This is a genomic window from Wolbachia endosymbiont (group A) of Pogonocherus hispidulus, from assembly GCF_964028195.1.
GTDB lineage: Bacteria > Pseudomonadota > Alphaproteobacteria > Rickettsiales > Anaplasmataceae > Wolbachia.
Map to the genome: position 1 here is coordinate 38,317 of NZ_OZ034750.1, position 19,859 is coordinate 58,175.

A 19,859-nucleotide genomic window follows, 5' to 3' on the forward strand; every position below is an offset into this window, starting at 1 on the left:
AATATAATTATTTTAAAGTTAACATGAAAATTGACCCTGTAGAGCTAACTAAGAAATTGATCTCTTTTGAGAGTATAACACCAAGGGACGGCGGGGCAATAGAGCATATAGCAACAATCTTCAAGAAAAGTGGCTTTGACTGTGAGATTTTAGAATTTGGTGATAATGGAACTAAAGTTAAAAACCTCTATGCGAAATATATAAATGGAATGCCGAATTTATGTTTTGCTGGGCATGTTGATGTTGTGCCACCTGGTCAGTTAAAAGACTGGACATTTGGTCCGTTTAATCCAGAAGTTAGAGATGGAATGTTATATGGAAGAGGTGCCGCTGATATGAAAAGCGGAGTAGCTGCGTTTATTGCTGCTATGGTAAATTTGATTGCAGAGAAGTTTCAATTCAATGGTTCAATAAGTGCATTGATTACCAGTGCTGAAGAAAGCACGGAAGAATATGGAACAAAAGCAGTTTTGGAATGGATGAAAAGTAAGCAGAAAAAGATAGATTTTTGTGTGGTTGGCGAACCAACCAGTAGTGAGAAATTAGGTGATACCATAAAAATAGGCAGAAGAGGTTCTGTAACATTTGAATTAATTTGCCATGGAAAACAAGGGCACGTTGCCTACCCAGACTTAGCGGATAATCCAATATATAAGATGGTATCGATATTGAGTAAGATAAAAAATAATACTTTTGATCATGGTAATAAATATTTTCAGCCTTCAAATTGCGAAGTTACTACTATCGATGTTGGAAATAATACTAGCAATCTAATACCTGGTTCAGCAACTACACGTTTTAACATTCGATATAACAATGAACAAACACCGGGTGGCTTATATAAGCTGATTGATGAAATATGCTCCAGTGTAACCAAAGATTATAAACTCTCTATGCATGGCAGCGGGGACGTTTTCCTCTCTACTCCCGATAGAAATACTGATATTATGCTTGATGCGATAAGTAAAGTTACTAATATTGATGCTGTACTGAACACAAGTGGTGGCACATCTGACGCTGCATTTATCAAAGATGTTTGTCCAGTGATTGAATTTGGTATAATCGGCAAAACCGCACATCAGACAAACGAATGCGTATTAGTAAACGATATACACAAGTTAACAGCTATATATAAGGAATTTATAGAAAATTATTTCAATCCCACTAATAAAATATTGAATCAGGTCAACGTAATTAGTAATATATCTGGTGGTCCATTGTTAGCTTAGATGTAATCAGATCTCTTGCATAACTGTTGTTTGAGTAACAACTGGTATCATTCCAGCGTGTGACGTTAGAATCCAAAAACCATGAGAGCTACAAAAACTTCCTTGACAAACTCCGCCAGTCCCCTTATCATGAAACTGAAGGTATTCATTTATCTTCAATCTGTGCAGATTAAACGACAACAGTATTACGTAATTGGCGTCTTATTTTTAATTTTTTGCACTATGAGCACCTTATGTCTTCACAACATTTCTGGGTTTTTACCTATATAAGCTGAAACGCGCTTATAAAGCGTTTAAGACAGTAGAGAACGCCAATTTGCAGGATTAGAGAGTGACAACTAGCTAACGCGGGGTTTCTTTTGCCTTTTTTTCTGCTTAGTAAATTTCTTAAACATTTGCAGCGTAGGTTAGTTGCATTTAAAAGCAGCTAAATTGCAGTGTTTAAGACTTAAAAAACGCCAATACTGAAAATAGACAATGGCTAGGGCTTCTTTTGCCTTTTTTTTCGTTCGGTAAATTTCTTAAATATTTATGGCTAACATGAACTGGGCAGTGCGTCAAGATGATGTCATTCCAGTCTGGAATCTAGTTCTTATTGTACATTTACTTGGTGTAGAGTTAAGTTTCCTGGATCCCAGTGTTGGCTACTAGGATGACATCATAGGGGCGCTGGGATGACACCCTGACAACCGTCATCCCGCTACGTGTTAGCGGGATCTGCTGAGATCCCGTGGCGGCATGACGCAGAGCTCGCGTTAGCTATACTTTTATACTCACCAACTCAGTATCCAATCTGGATCCCAGTGTCAGCTACTAGGATGACACCGTCTTGGATGGAAGCCAGTGTCAGCTACTTGCATGACACCCTCATGGTAGACGATGTTCGTATAGTTGTAGCAGTATAGTTTAGATAAGACACAAAGTCTAATGGAAAAAACTGCGAACGCCAGTGAAAAGCATAGCAATTTTATTTTCATTTGCAGCTTTTATCACATCTTGATCTTTCAGCGAGCCACCTGGCTGAATTATAGCTGTAATCCCATGTTTTGCACTTTCTACTATGCTATCTGGGAATGGAAAAAATGCATCTGAAGCAAGCACCGCACCTTTACATTTTTCACCTGCTTTTTTCACTGCAATGTTAACACTATCTATTCTGCTTGTTTGCCCTGCGCCGATGCCAATAGCACAACCATCTTTTGCTATAACTATTGCGTTGGATTTCACATGTTTACATATTTTCCAGGCAAAAATAAGATCTTTTTTTTCTTTTTCTGTTGCAGTGCATTCTGTTACTTGTTCTGCTTTTATCTTGTGATCATTATTTTCTTGCACCAAAAACCCACCAACAACATTTTTAGTTTGGTATTTCACATTTTGTTGGAAAGATTTATGAATAATCACTCTTAAATTTTTCTTTCTTTGCAAAATTTTTAGTGCTTCATTGCTGACTGAAGGTGCTATCACTACTTCCAAAAATATCTCGTTTAATTTTTCTGCTAGCTTTAAATCTATCTCCCGATTTAAAGCTACTATACCACCAAAACTGCTTACTTCATCACACGATAGGGCCTTTTCATATGCCTCCAAAGCATTATCACCAACAGCAGTGCCACATGGGTTATTGTGCTTTATTATCACTGCTGCAGGCTCTTTAAACTCAGAAATTATGTTAAGTGCGGACTCTATATCTACTATATTATTATAACTCAACTCTTTCCCATGTATTTTTTCTAGCGGATATTTGGTAAATTGATTACTATAAAATGCAGCTTTTTGATGGGGATTTTCACCATACCTGAGTTCTTGTACTTTATGTCCATATAGTGCAAAAAACTCTGGCAACTCATTATTTTTACTCTGGGATAAAAACCAACTGTGAATATTAGAATCATAGTGTGCAGTGAGAGCAAATGCTTTGGTTGCTAAATGTTTTCTATATTCCAATGTTGTTTCATTGTTATTTTTTATCATCTCAGCTTTTAGTGCTTCGTAGTCTTGAATGCTAGAAATAACTGAAGTAAAACAAAAGTTTTTTGCTGCAGCTCTAATTAACGCCACTCCGCCGATATCAATTTGTTCTATAATTTGATCTTCATTTGAGCCGCTACTTACTGTCTCCCAAAATGGGTATAGGTTAGTTATAAGCAGGTCTATTGGCTCAACACCTAGATTTTGTATTTCCGTTTTGTGCTTTTCTCTATTGCAAAGTATTCCTCCATGAATTTTAGGGTGTAAAGTTTTTACTCTACCACCCAGTATCTCTGGAAATTGTGTGTAATCTGAGACCTCTTGTGTTTTTATTCCGGCATCAGATAGTGCTTTATAAGTATTTCCCGTTGAGAGAATTTCTATTTGTTGCTGCATTAAAAACGATGCAAGATCAATTATATTCGTTTTGTCGTATACTGATATTAAAGCTCTTTTTATTTTCATTTTTGTACAGAAAGTTTTTTAAGATTATATCTAAGAAAAAGGAATTTGTCTATATATAGCTACTACGTCATACCGCCGCGGTATCCACAACTGTACGAACATTGTGATACAAGAGACCAAGAAAGAGGAGAGTAGACCGGCGGAACTTCCCCACCAGTCTCTCGCAGAACTGCACGGAAACCTCTCGGCTTATACAGCTCCCATTATTTAGCCTTTTGATCCTAACCCAAGTGTCCAATGATAGAAAATACTTGGAGACCTCTTTCTCACTTTTCCTAGAAATTGCTTTGCTAGTCTTCCGTGATCACGAAGTTTCTTATATTTTGTCCTGACCCATCTTATGAGGTATCTCTCTATATTTCTGAGAGATGGATACATCTCTGATTTATAAAACCTGCCATAGTACTGAAACCAGCCTCTGACTATTGGATCTATTTTCTTCGATATTTCCTCTAGTGTGGTCCATGTAATCCGATGTATTCTCCATGACTTTATGGTTTTCTTGATCTTCTTCTTGGCTTTGTTACTAATTGCAGGTAGAAATGAGATGAAATAATTCCTCATCTTATTCTTTGCTACTCTAGGTCTAAAAGTATAACCTAGAAAATCAAAGCTTTGTTTAGGAAATTGTTCTTTTCTATCATCATCCTTACTGTACACAATCTGTGTCTTTTCAGGATGTAACTTCAATTTACACTTAGCCAATCTTTCTTCAATCATTACTTTCATAAATCCTGCCTGTCTTTTAGTTCTGCAGTGCACTATCGCATCATCTACATATCTTTCAAATGGTACTGTTGGATAATTTTGTTTCATCCACATATCAAACGCATGGTGCATAAATATGCTTGAAATGATTGGGCTTATTGAACCTCCTTGCGGAACTCCTTTATCCCTTGTTACCCTACTGCCATCTGCTTGCTGAATGGGGGCTTTCATCCACCTCTCAACATACAGTATGACCCATTTGCAGTCTGTGTGTTTCTTGATAGCCTGCAGTGCTAAATCGTGGTCCAGATTGTCGAAAAATCCAGATATATCAAGATCTACCGTCCAATCATTTTTCCAACATCTCTTCCGTGCTGTGTATACCGCATCCAGCGCAGACTTATTTGGTCTATAACCATATGAATCTTCGTGAAATTTCGGTTCTACTAACGGCTCAAGATACATTGTAGCTGCTGTTTGCGCTATCCTGTCGAATACTGAAGGCACACATAAAATTCTTTGCCCTCCTGTATCTTTTGGTATCGCAACAGCTTTTACCGGCTCTGGAAAATAACTTCCGGATGACATCCGATTCCATAATTTGTATAGATTATCCTTTAGATTTTCTTCAAACTTTGTTATCGAGACCTCATCTACACCTGCTGCACCTTTATTTTTCGATACTTGTTTATAAGCTCTCCAAATAAGTTGCTTTGGTATATCAAAAGACTTTGTTTCATTCATTAACTCCTCCCTTTCGGTTGATAAATAATTAAAACTAAATAACTTAGCCCCTTCACTCCATTTCCATTACAGAAACTTCTTCGCTACTACGAGCTAATCCGCCCCTGTTTTTCGCATCGGTACTCTCATCCTCAGAGATCAGCTCTTTGGACTTCTCCCTTTTCATCGAAACGACAGGTTCCCGTAGTTCCATGCAATAGCCTAAAATAGATTCACGCCACTTTTATGCCGGACGCCACCTACCCAGTAAACAAGCTCCCTGTAGATTCATCCCAGGTTAACGACTACCCCCTGGTTTTGACGTCGTCTCTACGCTTTCGACACTTCATCAGTGGTTCACTTGCGTTCGTCTCTCTATTTCATACATGACACATAATTGTGCCTTTTCCATAACGCTCACTACCTTAGCTCTTTACCAAAGCAGCTTATGGCTGTTTGAAGCCTGCTCTTGCAAACCGGCTCCGAGGGGCCCTCCCTCATCTACTGCACAGCTTCAACACTTTCCGTGTTTCTACGGCGCACTGTCATCCCAGTGCCCAGACACTGGGATCCAGAAAACTTCACTTTAAATGAGCACACCAGGTGGCTGTACAATAGAAACTGGATTCCAGTGTCAAGCACTGGAATGACACCATCTACTACTCAAATTACCTGCAAATTGCAATGTTCGTACACCAAAACGCGGTATCTTGTTGTAGATTCCGCTAACAAGCAGCGGAATACCAAATTGTAGAAGTTGCTTTAGCCCTCCTAACCTTCCCTTCAAAGCAGTCTATTCTATAAATTTTTTTACCATGCTTGATTTCAAGCCACGAATAAAATCTTCAATACTGCAAGGATTTCTCCCTTCCATTTGTACAACTTTAGGAATTAAAGTGCCACCTTTTAAACTTATGTGCATATTATCGTTAACAATCTCACCTTGTTCTGAAGCGAGAGCTTCAAAGTCAGCATCAAGTATCCTGATACGTTTATTCTCTATCTTGATGAACGCTTTTGGGTAAAACGCTTTAACCTTTCTATAAGCAACCTCACAAGCATCACTTGCATAAATTTTATAGTCTTCCACTTTGTCAGCGTAACATGCATCATTATCGTTCTGTTTTAAGGGAACCTGTTTTTCAATTTCGTTTAGCACTTCCAACAGTAAATCACTGCCTAGCTTAGATAATTTATCATGCAATGTCTTGTAGTTATCGTTCTTTTCGATAAGAAATTTTTCCTGTTTTAAAATAGGGCCGGAATCTAATCCTTCATCCAATTGCATAATGCTAACCCCGGTTTCTTGATCTCCTGCTAAAATTGTGTGCTGTATCGGGGCTGCACCACGCCACCTTGGTAGTAATGAAGGATGAATATTAATACAACCATATTTTGGAATATTCAAAATTTCTCTTGGAAGTATCAATCCATACGCGGCAACAACTGCAACGTCTGGTTTGAAATTTCTAAATTTTTCTTGCTCTGCCAAAAACTTTAGAGAGATAGGAATACATACCTCTATGTTACTTTCTTCAGCGATAACATGTACTGGAGATTTCGTTGGCTTCTGTCCACGTCCTGAAGGTTTTGGAGCCTTGGTGTATACTGCTACCACTTCGCTCTTTGATTTCAGTAACAAGCTCAGAGAATTAACAGCAAATCCTGGTGACCCCATGAAAATAATTCTCACAGTGTTTTTGCTTTAAGAATTCTCCGCTAGTTTACCACTTACAGCTTCTGCTAATTTGGCAAAATCATCCTTATAATTAACGGCCATCTCAGCAAGAATTTTTCTATTTAAATCAATGCCGGCAAGTGTAAGACCATGCATAAACCTACCATAAGTAAGCCCATGCTCTCTTGCTGCTGCATTAATACGTATTATCCATAAGCTACGGAAATCACGTTTACGGGTTCTTCTGTCTCTGTAAGCATATTGCAGTGCTTTTTCAACTCTTTGTAATGCAATTCTATAACAATTTTTTGCGCGCCCTCTATAACCCTTTGCCAGTTTTAATATTTTTTTATGACGAGCGTGAGTAGTGACTCCACGTTTTACCCGAGCCATTTTATTTTACCTCCATTTTGTTAAATACCATAAGGCATATAAAGCTTAACTATACGCGAGTCAGATTTACCAAGAATCGTTGTACCGCGCTGATTACGAATATTAGATTTACTTCTCTTTACCATGCCATGCCTTTTGCCTGACTGAGTAGAAATGACTTTACCCTTAGCTGTAAGGTGAAAGCGCTTTTTAACAGAAGATTTGGTTTTTAATTTTATTTTCTTCATATTCCAAATAAATTTACAAGCACTACTATTGAGTTCTTTAATAGTAATTAAGCATTATTATAAATAATTTTATTAAAGAATCAAATTAAAATTGTATATTAAAGGAGTTTAAAAGTAATTACGCCCAATATATGTGTTATACCTTCTTTATCCCCAAGTGGCAACAATACTTGCCTCATTTTAACACTTTCGCTTTCTTCCTCTTCGTTGATTGGACATTTACTCTCTATTACAGTATCAAGTTTATCAATGACTGCATCTATTTTATATAGTCGCAGAAATGGTGCATCAATTGCATACTTATTATCAATGCGCGTCTTTTTCTCAAAACCATAGAATTCAACAGCCTTTTCTCCTGCATTTTCACAAATATAACCTTGATCCTTGACTTCAATGATAAAACAATGCTGCCATGACTCCATTATTTCTGCAGTGTCTATTTCGTGCCTTTCTGGCCAATCTCTGTCTGATCCTTTTATGTCACTCCAGTGTTGAGTCACCACATTTGCTATTCTTTTTTCTTTGCCTACATAAATTTCCATTCTAATTTCCACATATAAAACATAGATATGAGGTAAATTTATCGTGAATATATTGATTTTTTCTTACCACAAGGTGCATGTCACTAGAAGTTCTGAGATCTAGAGAGTGGTGGTATTGTAATTGATTTTATTTCCATTGCAGCTTATTATTCATAGATACTCTCAATAAAAATAATGAAGCTAAACGAAATCAGAGAAAGATTTATAAAATTTTTTATAAGTAATGGCCATGAGCAGGTTTCTTCTTCTCCTTTGATTCCAGAACATGACCCAACGCTCATGTTCACAAATGCTGGTATGGTGCAGTTTAAAAATATTTTTACTGGTGTTCAAAAAACTGAAATGAAACGTGCTGTCTCAAGTCAAAAGTGCCTAAGAGCAGGCGGTAAACATAACGATCTTGAAAATGTTGGCTATACAACTCGGCATCACACATTTTTTGAAATGCTCGGAAATTTTAGCTTCGGTGATTACTTTAAGGAAACTGCGATAGAATTTGCGTGGAAATTTATCACTAAGGAGTTATCTCTTGATAAAAACAGACTATCCATAACCGTCTACCATACTGATGATGAGGCGTACGAGATTTGGCGTAAGATAAGTGGCTTTTCAAGTGATAAAATCATAAGAATTACAACGGATGATAACTTTTGGAGTATGGGAAGCACTGGTCCGTGCGGTCCATGTTCTGAAATTTTTTATGACCATGGGAGTCCTAATTTACAAGAGGGCGATAGAATTGTTGAAATCTGGAATCTGGTATTCATGGAGTTTAATAAAGATGAAGAAGGTAATTTACACAAATTGCCAAAAAAATGCATCGATACTGGAATGGGCCTTGAAAGAATAGCGGCTGTTATGCAAAACGTCCATGATAACTATGATATTGATCTATTTTCTGCTCTGATAAGTAAATCACAAGAGTACTGTGGAAGAACGGAAAATAAAATAGCGCATAAGATCGTAGCAGATCATCTTCGCGCGGCTGCATTTCTCATCGCAGAAGGAGTGCTTCCTGGAAATGAGGGCAGGAATTACGTATTACGCAGATTAATTAGGAGAGCCGCGCGTTATATCCACCTGCTTGGATATAATGATTCTCTACTCCATCGCATTTTTCCGGCGCTGATAGATAGCACGAGTTCGGCTTATATGGGAGATGTTTATCCTGAATTAGTCAGAGCCAAAAGCTTAATAGAAACGACGTTAAAATCAGAGGAAGAAAACTTTAAAGACACTTTGATGAAAGGTATCAATCTTCTGGAGAAATTCACTACAGATTTAAAATCGGGCGATACTTTACCTGGAGAATCAGCATTTAAGCTATATGACACCTATGGGTTTCCTTTGGATATTACACTTGATGTTTTAAAAGAGAAAAAAATAAATTTTGACCAGAAGGGTTTTGATGATGCAATGGGAGAACAAAAAGAGAGAGCACGTACTAAATGGGCTGGATCTGGTGAAAAATCTGTTGAGCAAGTATGGTTTGATTTGATCAATAAATTTGGCAAAACAGAGTTTGTTGGTTATGAGCTTGGTGAGATAAAGGATGCAAAGGTCCTAGCCGTAATTTCTTTCCAAAATGAAGTAATTGATTCTGCAAAGGAGGGAGAAAAGATAACCGTTATACTTGATAAAACACCATTTTATGGTGAGTCAGGTGGACAGGTGGGGGATACTGGAAGTTTCATTGTCCCTTCTGTCATCCAAGTAGCGGACACTGGGATCCAGAAAGAAGAAAACACGTGGTCACGCGCTGGAATGACGACAGATTGCATTGCTGGAAGTATGGTTATAGTGGAAAATACCAATAAGGTTAATGACCTATATTTGCACAGATGCATAGTTAAATCTGGCTCAATGTGTAAAGGTGATACAGTTGCAGCAAGCATTGACAAGGAAAGAAGGCAAACCTTAAGAAGAAATCATTCAGCTACACATCTTCTGCACTTTACACTCAGAAAAATTCTAGGTGATCATGTCACTCAAAAAGGTTCCCTAGTTGCACCAGATAGACTGAGATTCGACTTTAGTCATAACACTCAAGTCGCTCAGGATCAGTTGTTTTGGGTAGAGGATATGGTAAACTCTCTAATCAGAGAAAATCTTTCTGCATCTACAAAAATTCAAAGCATGAATCAGGCAATAGACGAAGGAGCTATGGCGTTGTTTGGTGAGAAATATGGTGATCAGGTTAGAGTTGTAAATATTGGAGATTCGAAAGAGCTATGTGGTGGCACGCACGTTGAACATACTGGAGAAATCGGTTTATTTAAGATAGTAACAGAAAGTTCTGTTGCTTTTGGAGTGAGGAGAATTGAAGCTTTAACTGGTCAGGAAGCAATTAATTATGTACGTGATAATGAAATTAACTTAAAAAAAGTTGCAGAATTCGTAAAAGTGCCAGTAAGTGAAATAACAAGCAGATTAGGTGTTTTAAGTCAAGAACACAAAAAATCCGAAACCAAAATAAGAAACCTATATAAAAAGCTTGTGAGTGCAGAGAATATAAAAAGCACTGAAATAAATGGAATAAATTTTATAAGCCACACTTTCACTGATATTCCAGCAAATGTAATAAGAGAGTTTGTTTTGCAGCAACAAAAACCAAAAACGGTAATAGCTTTCACGGCAACAGAAAAAGATAAAACAGTTTTGATTATTAAAGTAAGTAAAGACTTAATCAATAAGATTAGCGCAAAGGAACTAATATCAATAGCAGTTGAAAAGAACTGTGGTGGGAATGCTGAACTTGCACAAACAGGCTGTGATAGCAATAAAATAGATGATGCCATTACAGCCATTTATAGCAAAATAACAGCTTCTAAGCACTCTACGTCATACCACCACGAACCGTCATACCGCCGTGGCGCTAACAAGCAGCGGGATACTTAACCATCGTCTACACCGTCATACCGCGATTCATTCGCGGTATCTCCCAGCATAGATCCCGCTAACAAGTAGCGGTATGACGAATTACTTAACCGTCATACCGCCACGAACCGTCATTCCGCCGCAGACCGTCATACCGCCGCGGTATCTCATCCGCTAACACGCAGCGGGATACTTGACCTTTACAGGGATGACGGTTGTCGTTTAGCTACAAATATTAAGAAATTTACCAAACGAAAAAAAAGGCAAAAGAAGCCCCGTGGTTGGCTAATTACTTACATTATACTTTCAAGTATGGCGTTTTTTTATTCTAAACGTTTAATAACCGCGATTTAGCTGCTTTTAAGCCGCAACTAATCTAAATTATAAACGTTAAGAAATTTACTAAACAGAAAAAAAGGCAAAAGAAACCCTAGGGTAGCTAGTTATTCACTATCCATTTTTTAAGTTGGCGTTTTTTTATGTTTTAAACGCTTTATAAGCGCGTTTCAGCTTATGTAGGTAGAAATTTTATAAAGACATAAGGTGCACATAGTGCAAAAAATTAAACATGATACGCCAGATACGTGAGTTTTTTTGTCATTTAATCTGTACAGAGAAGATAAATAAATAGCTTCAGTTTCATGATAAGGGAGCTGGCGAAGCTTGTCAAGTAGTTTTTAGCCCCGTTTCTGTGAGCTACCTGATGACACCATTGCTGCAACTAAAAACTTTCATTTTAGCAGTTAAACAAGGCCAAATTTAATAGAGAGAGGATTTTTTTATTTTCTCATTCTTCTCATTTTCCTCTCTAACAATTTTTTTTCCGCTTAATATGTCCTTTATTTCATCTCCTGTTAAAGTTTCAAACTCCAGTAGATTTTCGGCAATGAGATCTAAGCCTTTCTTATGCTTGGTCAAAATGTCTTTCGCTTTTTCATAGCAAGAAGACACAACTTTCTTCACTTCTTCATCTATAAGTTTTAACGTATCTTCAGAAATTATCTCAGAACCATGCATAGTTTGTTCGTGATTGTGATAGATCGGACCTATTTTGTCGCTCATTCCCCATTTTGTTACCATAGAACGTGATAAATCTGATGCTAGTTTTATATCTGAAGATGCGCCGCTTGTGACTTTATCATAGCCAAAAATTAGCTCTTCTGCCACACGTCCACCCATTGCAACAGTTATATCTGCTAGCATCTTTTCTCTTGTGAGGGACACTCTATCTGTTTCTGGTAGTCTCATAACTAAACCGAGTGCCCTACCGCGTGGAATAATTGTTGCCTTGTGTATAGGATCAGAAGCAGGCATATTAACAGCAATCATCGCATGGCCAGCTTCATGGTATGCAGTCAGTCTCTTTTCCTCTTCTGTCATAATGAGAGATCGCCTTTCCACACCCATCATCACTTTATCACGTGCATATTCGAAATCATCCATGGTAACAATCTTCTTGTTTCTTCTTGCAGCAATAAGCGCAGATTCGTTCACTAAATTTGCTAAATCAGCCCCTGAAAAACCCGGTGTTCCTCTTGCAACTGTTTTCACATTTACATCAGGGGCCATTGATATTTTCTTTATATGCGTATTTAATATTTTCTCGCGCCCATTTATATCGGGTAAAGAAATAGTAATCTGTCGGTCAAAACGACCAGGTCTAAGCAGTGCTGGATCTAGGACATCCGGACGGTTAGTCGCAGCAATTATTATTACGCCTTCATTAGACTCAAAGCCATCCATCTCAACTAATAACTGATTTAATGTTTGCTCTCTTTCGTCGTTGCCGCCACCAAGACCAATGCCACGATGTCTACCCACCGCATCTATTTCATCTATAAAAATTATACAAGGAGCATTTTTCTTGCCTTGATCAAACATATCACGAACACGACTTGCACCAACACCGACAAACATTTCAACAAAATCAGATCCAGAAATGCTAAAAAATGGTACATTAGCTTCACCTGCAATTGCACGAGCAAGTAAAGTTTTACCAGTTCCAGGAGAGCCAATTAAAAGGCACCCTTTTGGTATTTTTCCACCTAATATTTGAAATTTTTGCCTTTGTTTAAGGAAATCAACGATTTCTACTAGCTCTTCTTTTGCTTCATCAATTCCGGCAACATCATCAAATGTTACTTTTTTTCCACTAGTCATGAGTCTAGCCCTTGACTTGCCAAAGCTTATAGTTCTGTTGCCTCCCGCTTGTGTTTGTTTAAAAAAGAATAGCAATAAGCCAATAAAGATAAATGTTGGGACCCATGAGATAAGTAATCCACCAATTACGCTCATGGCAGAATCTCCAGTTGAAAAGGAGAATCTCACTTTTCTATCATGTAAATTTTTTATTAGGTCGCTATATATAACACCGCTTGAGTTGAAACTTGAACCATCCCTAAACTTGCCCTCAATGCTCTGGTTTTTTATGACAATATTTTCTACATCATTGTCTTCTAGTTTAGTTAAAAATTCCGAAAAAGGTATAATTGTTTTACTTCTACCTACATTTCCGCTGAACTGAATATAAGCAACTGAAATAAGAACAATAATTACTAACCAGATCAATAAGCCTTCTAAAAATTTTTTCATTTTTATTTCTAACTAAATACCCATCAAGCTTACCAAATTTTGTTTTATTGTGCTATTAATAATGCATTGAACCTTATCGTCATTGGTATTTTTTCCGTTATAATTTACATCAGGATAAGCAAGCACCTTTCTATCTTTTAGCACTACAGGCAAAGAATAGAAAACTTCAGGGCAGCAGTTGTAATCCTTCAGAAATTCAGGAACTTTTTGTGTTTTTTTTAATGGAGCGATGATAACTGAACACTCTTGATTTCCGAGTATTGTGCAGCTAAATCTGTTATCCCATTCAATAGGTTCATTTAAAGGTAGATTTACGGTAATTTCTTGTATCCTTGACGATTCTCTAATTATTAAGATATTTTCTCCATGTTTTCTTATTTTACACCCAGAAAGTGTACAGTTAACATTACTATCCTTTTGCAATATTCTATTAAATATTGCAATGAGGCTGCTGTACCTTGGTTTATAGTGTTTACTGGCAATTGCCATTATAGAGTAAAGAAGAAGCCTCAAGGCTATTTCCTCTGGCAATTGATAAAATTCACTTAGTTTAATTTCAATATAACCAAGATCATGAACATTAACACAGTCATTGAATGCAAGGCGTGTGTAGTGCATCAACGCTTTTGCAGCTCTTTTCATATGAAGGGCTGTGAGGCATATTCGCTCTGTTAAAATCTCTTGATTGTCACTTGCTTTAAGTAAGCTACGGTATAAAGTTCGCCTGTATTTTAAGTTATAGTTGCTTCTATCTTCGATCCATTTTAACCGGTGAAGCTTAGCGTACTTTTCTATTTCACTACGACTAAAATTTAACAATGGCCTAAATATATAAATACCATTTAAGAAAGATTTGTAGTCCATTGATGATAATCCATCTACGCCGCTACCTCGCTCTAATCTTAATAAGAACGTTTCTGCTTGATCATCTTTGTGATGAGCAACAAGTAAATATTTAACACTATTATTTTTACACCACTCTGCTAGTAATTTATACCGTGCTTTTCGTGCCTGTAACTGAATATTGCCTTTAATATTTTGCTTCTCCCAATTTAATATGAACGACTCCTTTGCTCCAAGTTCCTTTGCATAACTTACAACAAAATCAGCTTCTTTTTGAGACTCTGAACGTAATCCATGATTTACTGTTAATGCTATAGGAACTAAAAGCTTGTTTTTTTTTGCCCAGTTAGTCATTAAGTGCAGTAAGACTATACTATCTACACCACCTGATACTGCAACTGCAACTTGATTATTATAGAAAGCAAAGCTATTAGCTATATTTTGAAATAATGACTCTAATTCCATTATGTCTCTTGATGGCCAGATAATCTCTACGTCACACAGCGACTTATTTGCAATATATATAGATTCCACTAATAAGCAGCGGAATTGCTCTTTATCCCAGTGCTTGACACTGGGATCCAGGTTTTAATGCAAGAAACTATTTCTTTATTCCAGAAAATGAAAATTCCACTCTACGATTTTTAGCATGCTCTTTTTCATATTTAGAATTTCTAGAATCATCTTTTACATTAACCAAAGGCTCAGTTTCACCCTTAGAAGCAGTTTTTATTCTGTTTTCTATGTAGGGTGTACAACTAACCATAAATTTTTTAGCTGCATCTGCCCTTCTAGCGCCTAGCGCAAGATTATATTCATGAGAACCACGGTTGTCAGTATGACCAGTTAAAGTAACCTTTGCGTCAGGGTTATCTTGTAACACCTCCATTACGTCAAGTAATGCATCTGCACTTACTTCAGTAATACTAGATTCATCATAACCAAAGAAAACTCTTTTATCACCTATCTGCTTAACAACAGAATTCATTTTATTTGTTGTATTTGCTCCTTTTTTTGGGCAAGAACTTACACCAGTAAGTAATAAACAAAAACAGCACATTATAACCAGTCTACTCCACATTACTAAACCTCCATAAATTTTAAACAGTGCGTAACTTTAATTTCAGTAGCTAATAATCTCTCCATATTGTAATATAGTCAAGAGAAATAAAATACTAAATACTTTTTCTACACCCTTACAATTAATTTTCTTATAATATGCTGGACTCTGAGTAGAAAAATCCAATAAAGGAATAAAAAGTACAATTTTTTATTGTACTTTAAGCAAATATACTTTTAACTTTATTATTAATCTATTACGATATTAAACAGATGTTTTCTAAAATAATGAACAAATATGAAATCTTATAAATTTTTAGAGGAAGTATTATATAGGGTAAAGAATATCAAAAATACGCTAAAAGTACTAAACCAAAGCCAATTGAATATAGAGGACAAGATTGAACAAATGAGTCTTCTAGAAGAAATTAGACATGAAATTATCTCTCATGACGTAATAAAGGAATCATTAGCAGATGCTCTTGGCAACAAAAAAAGTGCAAATACTCAGCAGCTAAAGTTAATAGAGAGAATACATAAAAGCAACAGTGCTGTTCCTATCGATTTAGTAAAGTCTTTGTCCAAAGCTAAAGTTGAATGCCAAAATTTATGGAAGCTATCTCATTCTGAAACCAGTAACTTAGAAAAACTAAAAGAACGTTTTGCTGATTTAATCAAACTCATTCGTGAAGTAACTTCTATAAAATCGCAGCAATTAAAATGCTCAAAATACGACTCACTGCTTGCTGACTATGACTCTGATATCACAGAAAAGAATATAAGGGAAGTATTCCCCAAGGTAGGCAAATTTTTTAGCGAAAATGTGGATGAAATAATTGAAAAGCAGAAAAAGGATAAGGTTACTAATATACAAAGAGTTGCTACTCAGAAGCAGATTGAACTTGGCTCGTTATGTTTACAGCAAATGGGTATTGCGCTAAATGAGATTCGTACTTCTTATTACTCCCCTATAGATTATGACGAATCTGATTTTTGTTATGGTTTATTTTCACTTTTACGGCATAGTGGTTATGCAATTTATCAAAAATGTTTAGCGCAAAATTCTATAAGTAGCCCAATTACGAGACATGTTATGTATGAAACTCAAGGGTTATTCATGGAAAGGATGATTGGAACATCCAGAGAATTTATTGAGTTCATTCAACCACACATAAAAGAGAAATTTGCTATAAAAGGCAAAACTAATAGCAGTGTTGAAAATTTGTACTTGGTTTTCAATGAAATAAACCTTTCTTCTTTTTTAAAAAATGCAGATGAATTTAGTCTGTTAGCTCATATTATGTTGAGAACTAGGTTAGAACAGGATATAATAAATGGTACACTGGAAGTTAAGGATCTGCACGATGCGTGGTTGGAAGGTATGAAGCACTATAAAATTCCAGTAAAAGCTAAAAATGAGCTGGACACTTATTTTCAAGATGAATATTGGGCAAGCGGTGTTATGGGCTACTTTCCTATAAAAATTATTGCTTTAATTGCTGCTGTGCAGATTTTCTCTTTCGTTAAAAAGAATCATTACGAATCATTAAGTGCTATAATAAAAGGAGATTTTAGTTTACTTATCAGTTGGTTATCTCAAAATATATACAGTGCAAAGTGTGGCCTGGAACTGCTAAAAAAAGTAACAGGCAAGGGTTTAGACGTTGAGTGTGTTACTTACTACCTATCTGAAAAGTATAATTTGTCTCAATAAATGGTTTTCTTGAGTTATGTATGAATTTTGTTCGAAAGTTAACCGGAAAGTTTTATAGCCTTTTTACTTTCAAAGGTTTGTTTGCTAGCGATATCGCCATAGACCTTGGTACTGCAAACACTTTAGTTTATCAGAAAAATCAGGGAATAGTGCTTGATGAGCCTTCAGTTGTAGCAAGAGTAAAAGAAAAAGGAAGCTACGTTCCTTATGCTTTTGGTAAAAAAGCTAAAATGATGCTTGGAAAAACGCCTGGAGAAATAGAGGCGATAAGGCCCTTAAAGGATGGAGTTATTGCTGATTTTAAAAGTGCGGAAGAAATGCTAAAATATTTCATACGCAGTGCAAACACAAAATTCACTGTTAATAAACCTAATATTATCATATGCGTTCCATCTGGATCCACGCCAGTTGAAAGGCGTGCTATACAAGATGCAGCAGAAAGTGCTGGTGCAAATGAAGTATTTTTGATTGAAGAACCAATGGCTGCAGCAATCGGAGCTGGGCTCCCAGTTACTGAACCTGAGGGTTCTATGATCGTTGATATAGGAGGCGGTACAACTGAAGTTGCAATTATTTCTTTAGGCGGAATTGTTTATTCACGTTCTGCCAGAGTAGGTGGCGATATTATGGATGAAGCAATAAAATCGTATATTCGTGAAAATCATAAGTTATTAATCGGTGAAACAACTGCCGAAAAAATTAAGAAAAGCATAGGTTCAGCCAGTCTGCCAGGTGAAAATAACAAAGAGGGAATGATAATTAAAGGAAGGGATTTAGTGAGTGGCATGCCAAAAGAAATGCTTTTATCAGAATACCAAGTTGCAGAGAGTTTAATAGAGCCTGTGCATCAGATAATTTCTGCTATTAGGACTGCACTGGAGAGCACTCCACCTGAACTTTCTTCTGATATAGTCGATAGAGGAATAATTTTATCCGGTGGTGGTGGATTATTGCGTAACTTGGGCAAAGTTATCAGTGAAACAACAAAACTACCAGTTCGTGTTGCAGATGACCCACTTTGTTGTGTTGCTCTGGGTAGTGGAAAAGTGCTTGAAAACATGGATTATTTTGGCCATGTTTTATTTAAGCAGGATTAAATTGTTTTTGAAGGTAGTTTATCGAATTGTTTTGATGGAATTATGTAATATAAATGAGATCCCAGTGTCATGCACCAAGTAATTTGAAGGCAACTTCTAGCAGGAAAGGGTGTCATCCGAGTAGCTAACACTGGGATCCAGGAAACTTGATTACAAATAAATATGCTGTTTTAATGAATTTGTGTAATAGAAACTAGATTCCAGTGTCAGCTAGTTTCATGACATCATCTACTATGTAAGTTGCCCCCAAATCAAAACGTTTGCACAGCTGTATGTTGGAATGACACAAGATTTGCGTTTATAAATTAAGGCGATTATGCTAAAAGAATTTGAAATTGAACCTCTGCTAAAAGATAAAGCTCCGCACCAGACCAAGGCTATTGTTGCAATGTCTGGCGGAGTTGATAGCTCGGTTGCTGCAGCACTGCTACATAACCTTGGGTACGAAGTGATAGGTGTGACTCTTCAACTCTATGGCACCGATGGTAATGCTAACGCAAGAAAGGGCGCATGCTGTGCTGGACAGGATATTTACGACGCTAAGCGTGTAGCTGAAAGTGTTGGCTTTCCTCACTATATTTTAAACTACGAGGAAATATTCAAAAAGGAAGTAATAGAGGATTTTGCAAGTACCTATATGCGTGGGGAAACTCCCATACCATGCGTAAGATGTAACCAAACAGTAAAGTTTCGTGATCTATTGCAAGTTACGAAAGATCTTGGTGCTGATGTGCTAGTTACAGGACATTATGTGAGGAGATTAGAAAAAAATGGTGAGGTAAAGTTGTGCAGAAGCATTGATAAAAGTAAAGATCAAAGTTATTTTCTATTTGCTACAACTGAGGAGCAGTTAAAGCTTTTGCGATTTCCACTAGGTGGGTTCTATAAAAGTGATATAAGAAAATTAGCAAAATATTTCAGCTTACAAATTTCTGAAAAGCCGGACAGTCAAGATATATGCTTTGTTTCCGAAAGCTATAGTAAAACAATAGCTAAATTAGCTCCACAATCTGTACAGAAAGGTAAAATAGTGGATATTAATGGAAAAGTGCTAGGTGAGCACAGTGGCATAGTAAATTTTACAGTAGGGCAAAGAAAAGGCTTAGGTGTTGGATACAGTGAACCTCTTTACGTGATAAAAATCAATACAGAGAATAATGAGGTTATAGTAGGCCCGATCAACGCATTAATGCAAAAAAAAATATTGATCAAGGAGTTAAATTGGTTAGAACAACCAAAGGAAGGTATGGAAGTAACTGTGAAGCTGAGATCATCACATGCGGGAAGTTTAGCAACAATACATTCAACTGACGAAAAAAATAAAGCCTGTGTCATTTTAAACGACGATTACTTTGGCATCAGTCCAGGTCAAGCCTGTGTAGCGTATAAAGATGAGCAAGTAATTGGCGGTGGATGGATATGCTCTTAACTGAAAGCTTTGATGCAGAATGTAAACGTACAATAGACTTCTTGCATAACCATATAACAGAAACGAAAAAACTTACTTGACAAGCCTCGCCAGCGCCCTTATCATGAAACTGAAGCTATTTATTTATCTTCGCAATCTGTGCAGGTTAATGACAAAAAACTTAGGGTATTTGGCGTCTCATGTTTAATTTTTCGCACTACGTGCATCGCATGTCTTTAAAAATTTTTAGGTTTTTACCTATATAAGCCGAAACGCGCTTACAAAGCGTTTAAGACAGCAAAAAACGTCAAATTGACAAGGGAGAATTTGAAT

The 19,859-nt window shown here is 36.7% G+C and carries 15 protein-coding genes; 5 read left to right on the plus strand and 10 right to left on the minus strand.

Annotated elements, in window-relative coordinates; translation table 11 throughout:
* Positions 1–23: 23 nt before the first annotated feature.
* Positions 24–1,229 carry a succinyl-diaminopimelate desuccinylase gene (gene dapE / locus ABWU58_RS00160; protein WP_353283214.1) on the plus strand — a complete coding sequence of 402 codons (1,206 nt, stop codon included), beginning with the start codon at positions 24–26 and terminating at the stop codon, positions 1,227–1,229.
* A 924-nt stretch (positions 1,230–2,153) separates the two neighbouring features.
* Here dapE and purH read toward each other — a convergent pair.
* The 7 genes from purH to ABWU58_RS00200 all read right to left on the minus strand — a co-directional run bounded on the left by purH (position 2,154) and on the right by ABWU58_RS00200 (position 7,936).
* Positions 2,154–3,665 (minus strand): bifunctional phosphoribosylaminoimidazolecarboxamide formyltransferase/IMP cyclohydrolase, encoded by a 1,512-nt coding sequence (purH, locus tag ABWU58_RS00165; RefSeq protein ID WP_353283215.1) that lies wholly within the window; start codon positions 3,663–3,665, stop codon positions 2,154–2,156.
* Between the two features lie 207 nt (positions 3,666–3,872).
* The gene (ltrA, locus tag ABWU58_RS00170) at positions 3,873–5,117 is read right to left on the minus strand and encodes a group II intron reverse transcriptase/maturase (protein ID WP_353276809.1); all 1,245 of its coding nucleotides are present in this window, start codon (positions 5,115–5,117) and stop codon (positions 3,873–3,875) included.
* Positions 5,118–5,169: 52 nt separating this feature from the next.
* Positions 5,170–5,310 (minus strand): hypothetical protein, encoded by a 141-nt coding sequence (locus tag ABWU58_RS00175; protein ID WP_019078704.1) that lies wholly within the window; start codon positions 5,308–5,310, stop codon positions 5,170–5,172.
* Between the two features lie 579 nt (positions 5,311–5,889).
* Positions 5,890–6,789: a methionyl-tRNA formyltransferase gene (gene fmt, locus ABWU58_RS00185; RefSeq protein WP_353283216.1), complete on the minus strand. Its 900-nt coding sequence runs from the start codon at positions 6,787–6,789 to the stop codon at positions 5,890–5,892.
* A gap of 12 nt (positions 6,790–6,801) precedes the next feature.
* Entirely contained in the window at positions 6,802–7,167 is a 366-nt protein-coding gene (gene rplT, locus ABWU58_RS00190; RefSeq protein ID WP_353283217.1) for a 50S ribosomal protein L20, read from the minus strand.
* A gap of 20 nt (positions 7,168–7,187) precedes the next feature.
* The gene (rpmI, locus tag ABWU58_RS00195) at positions 7,188–7,394 is read right to left on the minus strand and encodes a 50S ribosomal protein L35 (RefSeq protein WP_015589253.1); all 207 of its coding nucleotides are present in this window, start codon (positions 7,392–7,394) and stop codon (positions 7,188–7,190) included.
* Between the two features lie 98 nt (positions 7,395–7,492).
* Complete coding sequence (locus ABWU58_RS00200; protein ID WP_353283218.1) at positions 7,493–7,936, minus strand: PAS domain-containing protein; 444 nt, start codon at positions 7,934–7,936, stop codon at positions 7,493–7,495.
* A gap of 174 nt (positions 7,937–8,110) precedes the next feature.
* On the opposite strand from ABWU58_RS00200, the gene alaS reads away from it, so the two are divergent.
* Positions 8,111–10,834 (plus strand): alanine--tRNA ligase, encoded by a 2,724-nt coding sequence (gene alaS / locus ABWU58_RS00205; protein WP_353283219.1) that lies wholly within the window; start codon positions 8,111–8,113, stop codon positions 10,832–10,834.
* 738 nt (positions 10,835–11,572) lie between these two features.
* Here alaS and ftsH read toward each other — a convergent pair.
* From ftsH to ABWU58_RS00220, 3 genes are all read right to left on the minus strand, one after another.
* Entirely contained in the window at positions 11,573–13,405 is a 1,833-nt protein-coding gene (gene ftsH, locus ABWU58_RS00210) for an ATP-dependent zinc metalloprotease FtsH (RefSeq protein ID WP_353283220.1), read from the minus strand.
* 12 nt (positions 13,406–13,417) lie between these two features.
* Positions 13,418–14,713, minus strand: coding sequence for a tRNA lysidine(34) synthetase TilS (tilS, locus tag ABWU58_RS00215; protein ID WP_353283221.1), 1,296 nt, complete (start codon positions 14,711–14,713; stop codon positions 13,418–13,420).
* Between the two features lie 136 nt (positions 14,714–14,849).
* Positions 14,850–15,329 carry an OmpA family protein gene (locus tag ABWU58_RS00220; RefSeq protein WP_182183727.1) on the minus strand — a complete coding sequence of 160 codons (480 nt, stop codon included), beginning with the start codon at positions 15,327–15,329 and terminating at the stop codon, positions 14,850–14,852.
* 276 nt (positions 15,330–15,605) lie between these two features.
* Here ABWU58_RS00220 and ABWU58_RS00225 point away from each other — a divergent pair, with 276 nt between their 5' ends.
* The 3 genes from ABWU58_RS00225 to mnmA all read left to right on the plus strand — a co-directional run bounded on the left by ABWU58_RS00225 (position 15,606) and on the right by mnmA (position 19,547).
* A complete protein-coding gene (locus ABWU58_RS00225; protein ID WP_353283222.1) occupies positions 15,606–17,021 on the plus strand; it encodes a carboxypeptidase in 1,416 nt (471 codons plus the stop codon).
* Between the two features lie 20 nt (positions 17,022–17,041).
* Entirely contained in the window at positions 17,042–18,118 is a 1,077-nt protein-coding gene (locus tag ABWU58_RS00230; RefSeq protein ID WP_353283223.1) for a rod shape-determining protein, read from the plus strand.
* 316 nt (positions 18,119–18,434) lie between these two features.
* Positions 18,435–19,547 (plus strand): tRNA 2-thiouridine(34) synthase MnmA, encoded by a 1,113-nt coding sequence (mnmA, locus tag ABWU58_RS00235; RefSeq protein WP_353283224.1) that lies wholly within the window; start codon positions 18,435–18,437, stop codon positions 19,545–19,547.
* Positions 19,548–19,859: the final 312 nt, after the last annotated feature.

What these genes read in the sequence shown, in the direction of transcription:
- dapE (WP_353283214.1), top strand. Translation starts at nt 24, where the DNA reads ATGAAAATTGACCCTGTAGAGCTAACTAAGAAATTGATCTCTTTTGAG.
- purH (WP_353283215.1), bottom strand. Translation starts at nt 3,665, where the DNA reads ATGAAAATAAAAAGAGCTTTAATATCAGTATACGACAAAACGAATATA.
- ltrA (WP_353276809.1), bottom strand. Translation starts at nt 5,117, where the DNA reads ATGAATGAAACAAAGTCTTTTGATATACCAAAGCAACTTATTTGGAGA.
- ABWU58_RS00175 (WP_019078704.1), bottom strand. Translation starts at nt 5,310, where the DNA reads ATGGAACTACGGGAACCTGTCGTTTCGATGAAAAGGGAGAAGTCCAAA.
- rplT (WP_353283217.1), bottom strand. Translation starts at nt 7,167, where the DNA reads ATGGCTCGGGTAAAACGTGGAGTCACTACTCACGCTCGTCATAAAAAA.
- rpmI (WP_015589253.1), bottom strand. Translation starts at nt 7,394, where the DNA reads ATGAAGAAAATAAAATTAAAAACCAAATCTTCTGTTAAAAAGCGCTTT.
- ABWU58_RS00200 (WP_353283218.1), bottom strand. Translation starts at nt 7,936, where the DNA reads ATGGAAATTTATGTAGGCAAAGAAAAAAGAATAGCAAATGTGGTGACT.
- alaS (WP_353283219.1), top strand. Translation starts at nt 8,111, where the DNA reads ATGAAGCTAAACGAAATCAGAGAAAGATTTATAAAATTTTTTATAAGT.
- ftsH (WP_353283220.1), bottom strand. Translation starts at nt 13,405, where the DNA reads ATGAAAAAATTTTTAGAAGGCTTATTGATCTGGTTAGTAATTATTGTT.
- tilS (WP_353283221.1), bottom strand. Translation starts at nt 14,713, where the DNA reads ATGGAATTAGAGTCATTATTTCAAAATATAGCTAATAGCTTTGCTTTC.
- ABWU58_RS00220 (WP_182183727.1), bottom strand. Translation starts at nt 15,329, where the DNA reads ATGTGGAGTAGACTGGTTATAATGTGCTGTTTTTGTTTATTACTTACT.
- ABWU58_RS00225 (WP_353283222.1), top strand. Translation starts at nt 15,606, where the DNA reads ATGAAATCTTATAAATTTTTAGAGGAAGTATTATATAGGGTAAAGAAT.
- ABWU58_RS00230 (WP_353283223.1), top strand. Translation starts at nt 17,042, where the DNA reads ATGAATTTTGTTCGAAAGTTAACCGGAAAGTTTTATAGCCTTTTTACT.
- mnmA (WP_353283224.1), top strand. Translation starts at nt 18,435, where the DNA reads ATGCTAAAAGAATTTGAAATTGAACCTCTGCTAAAAGATAAAGCTCCG.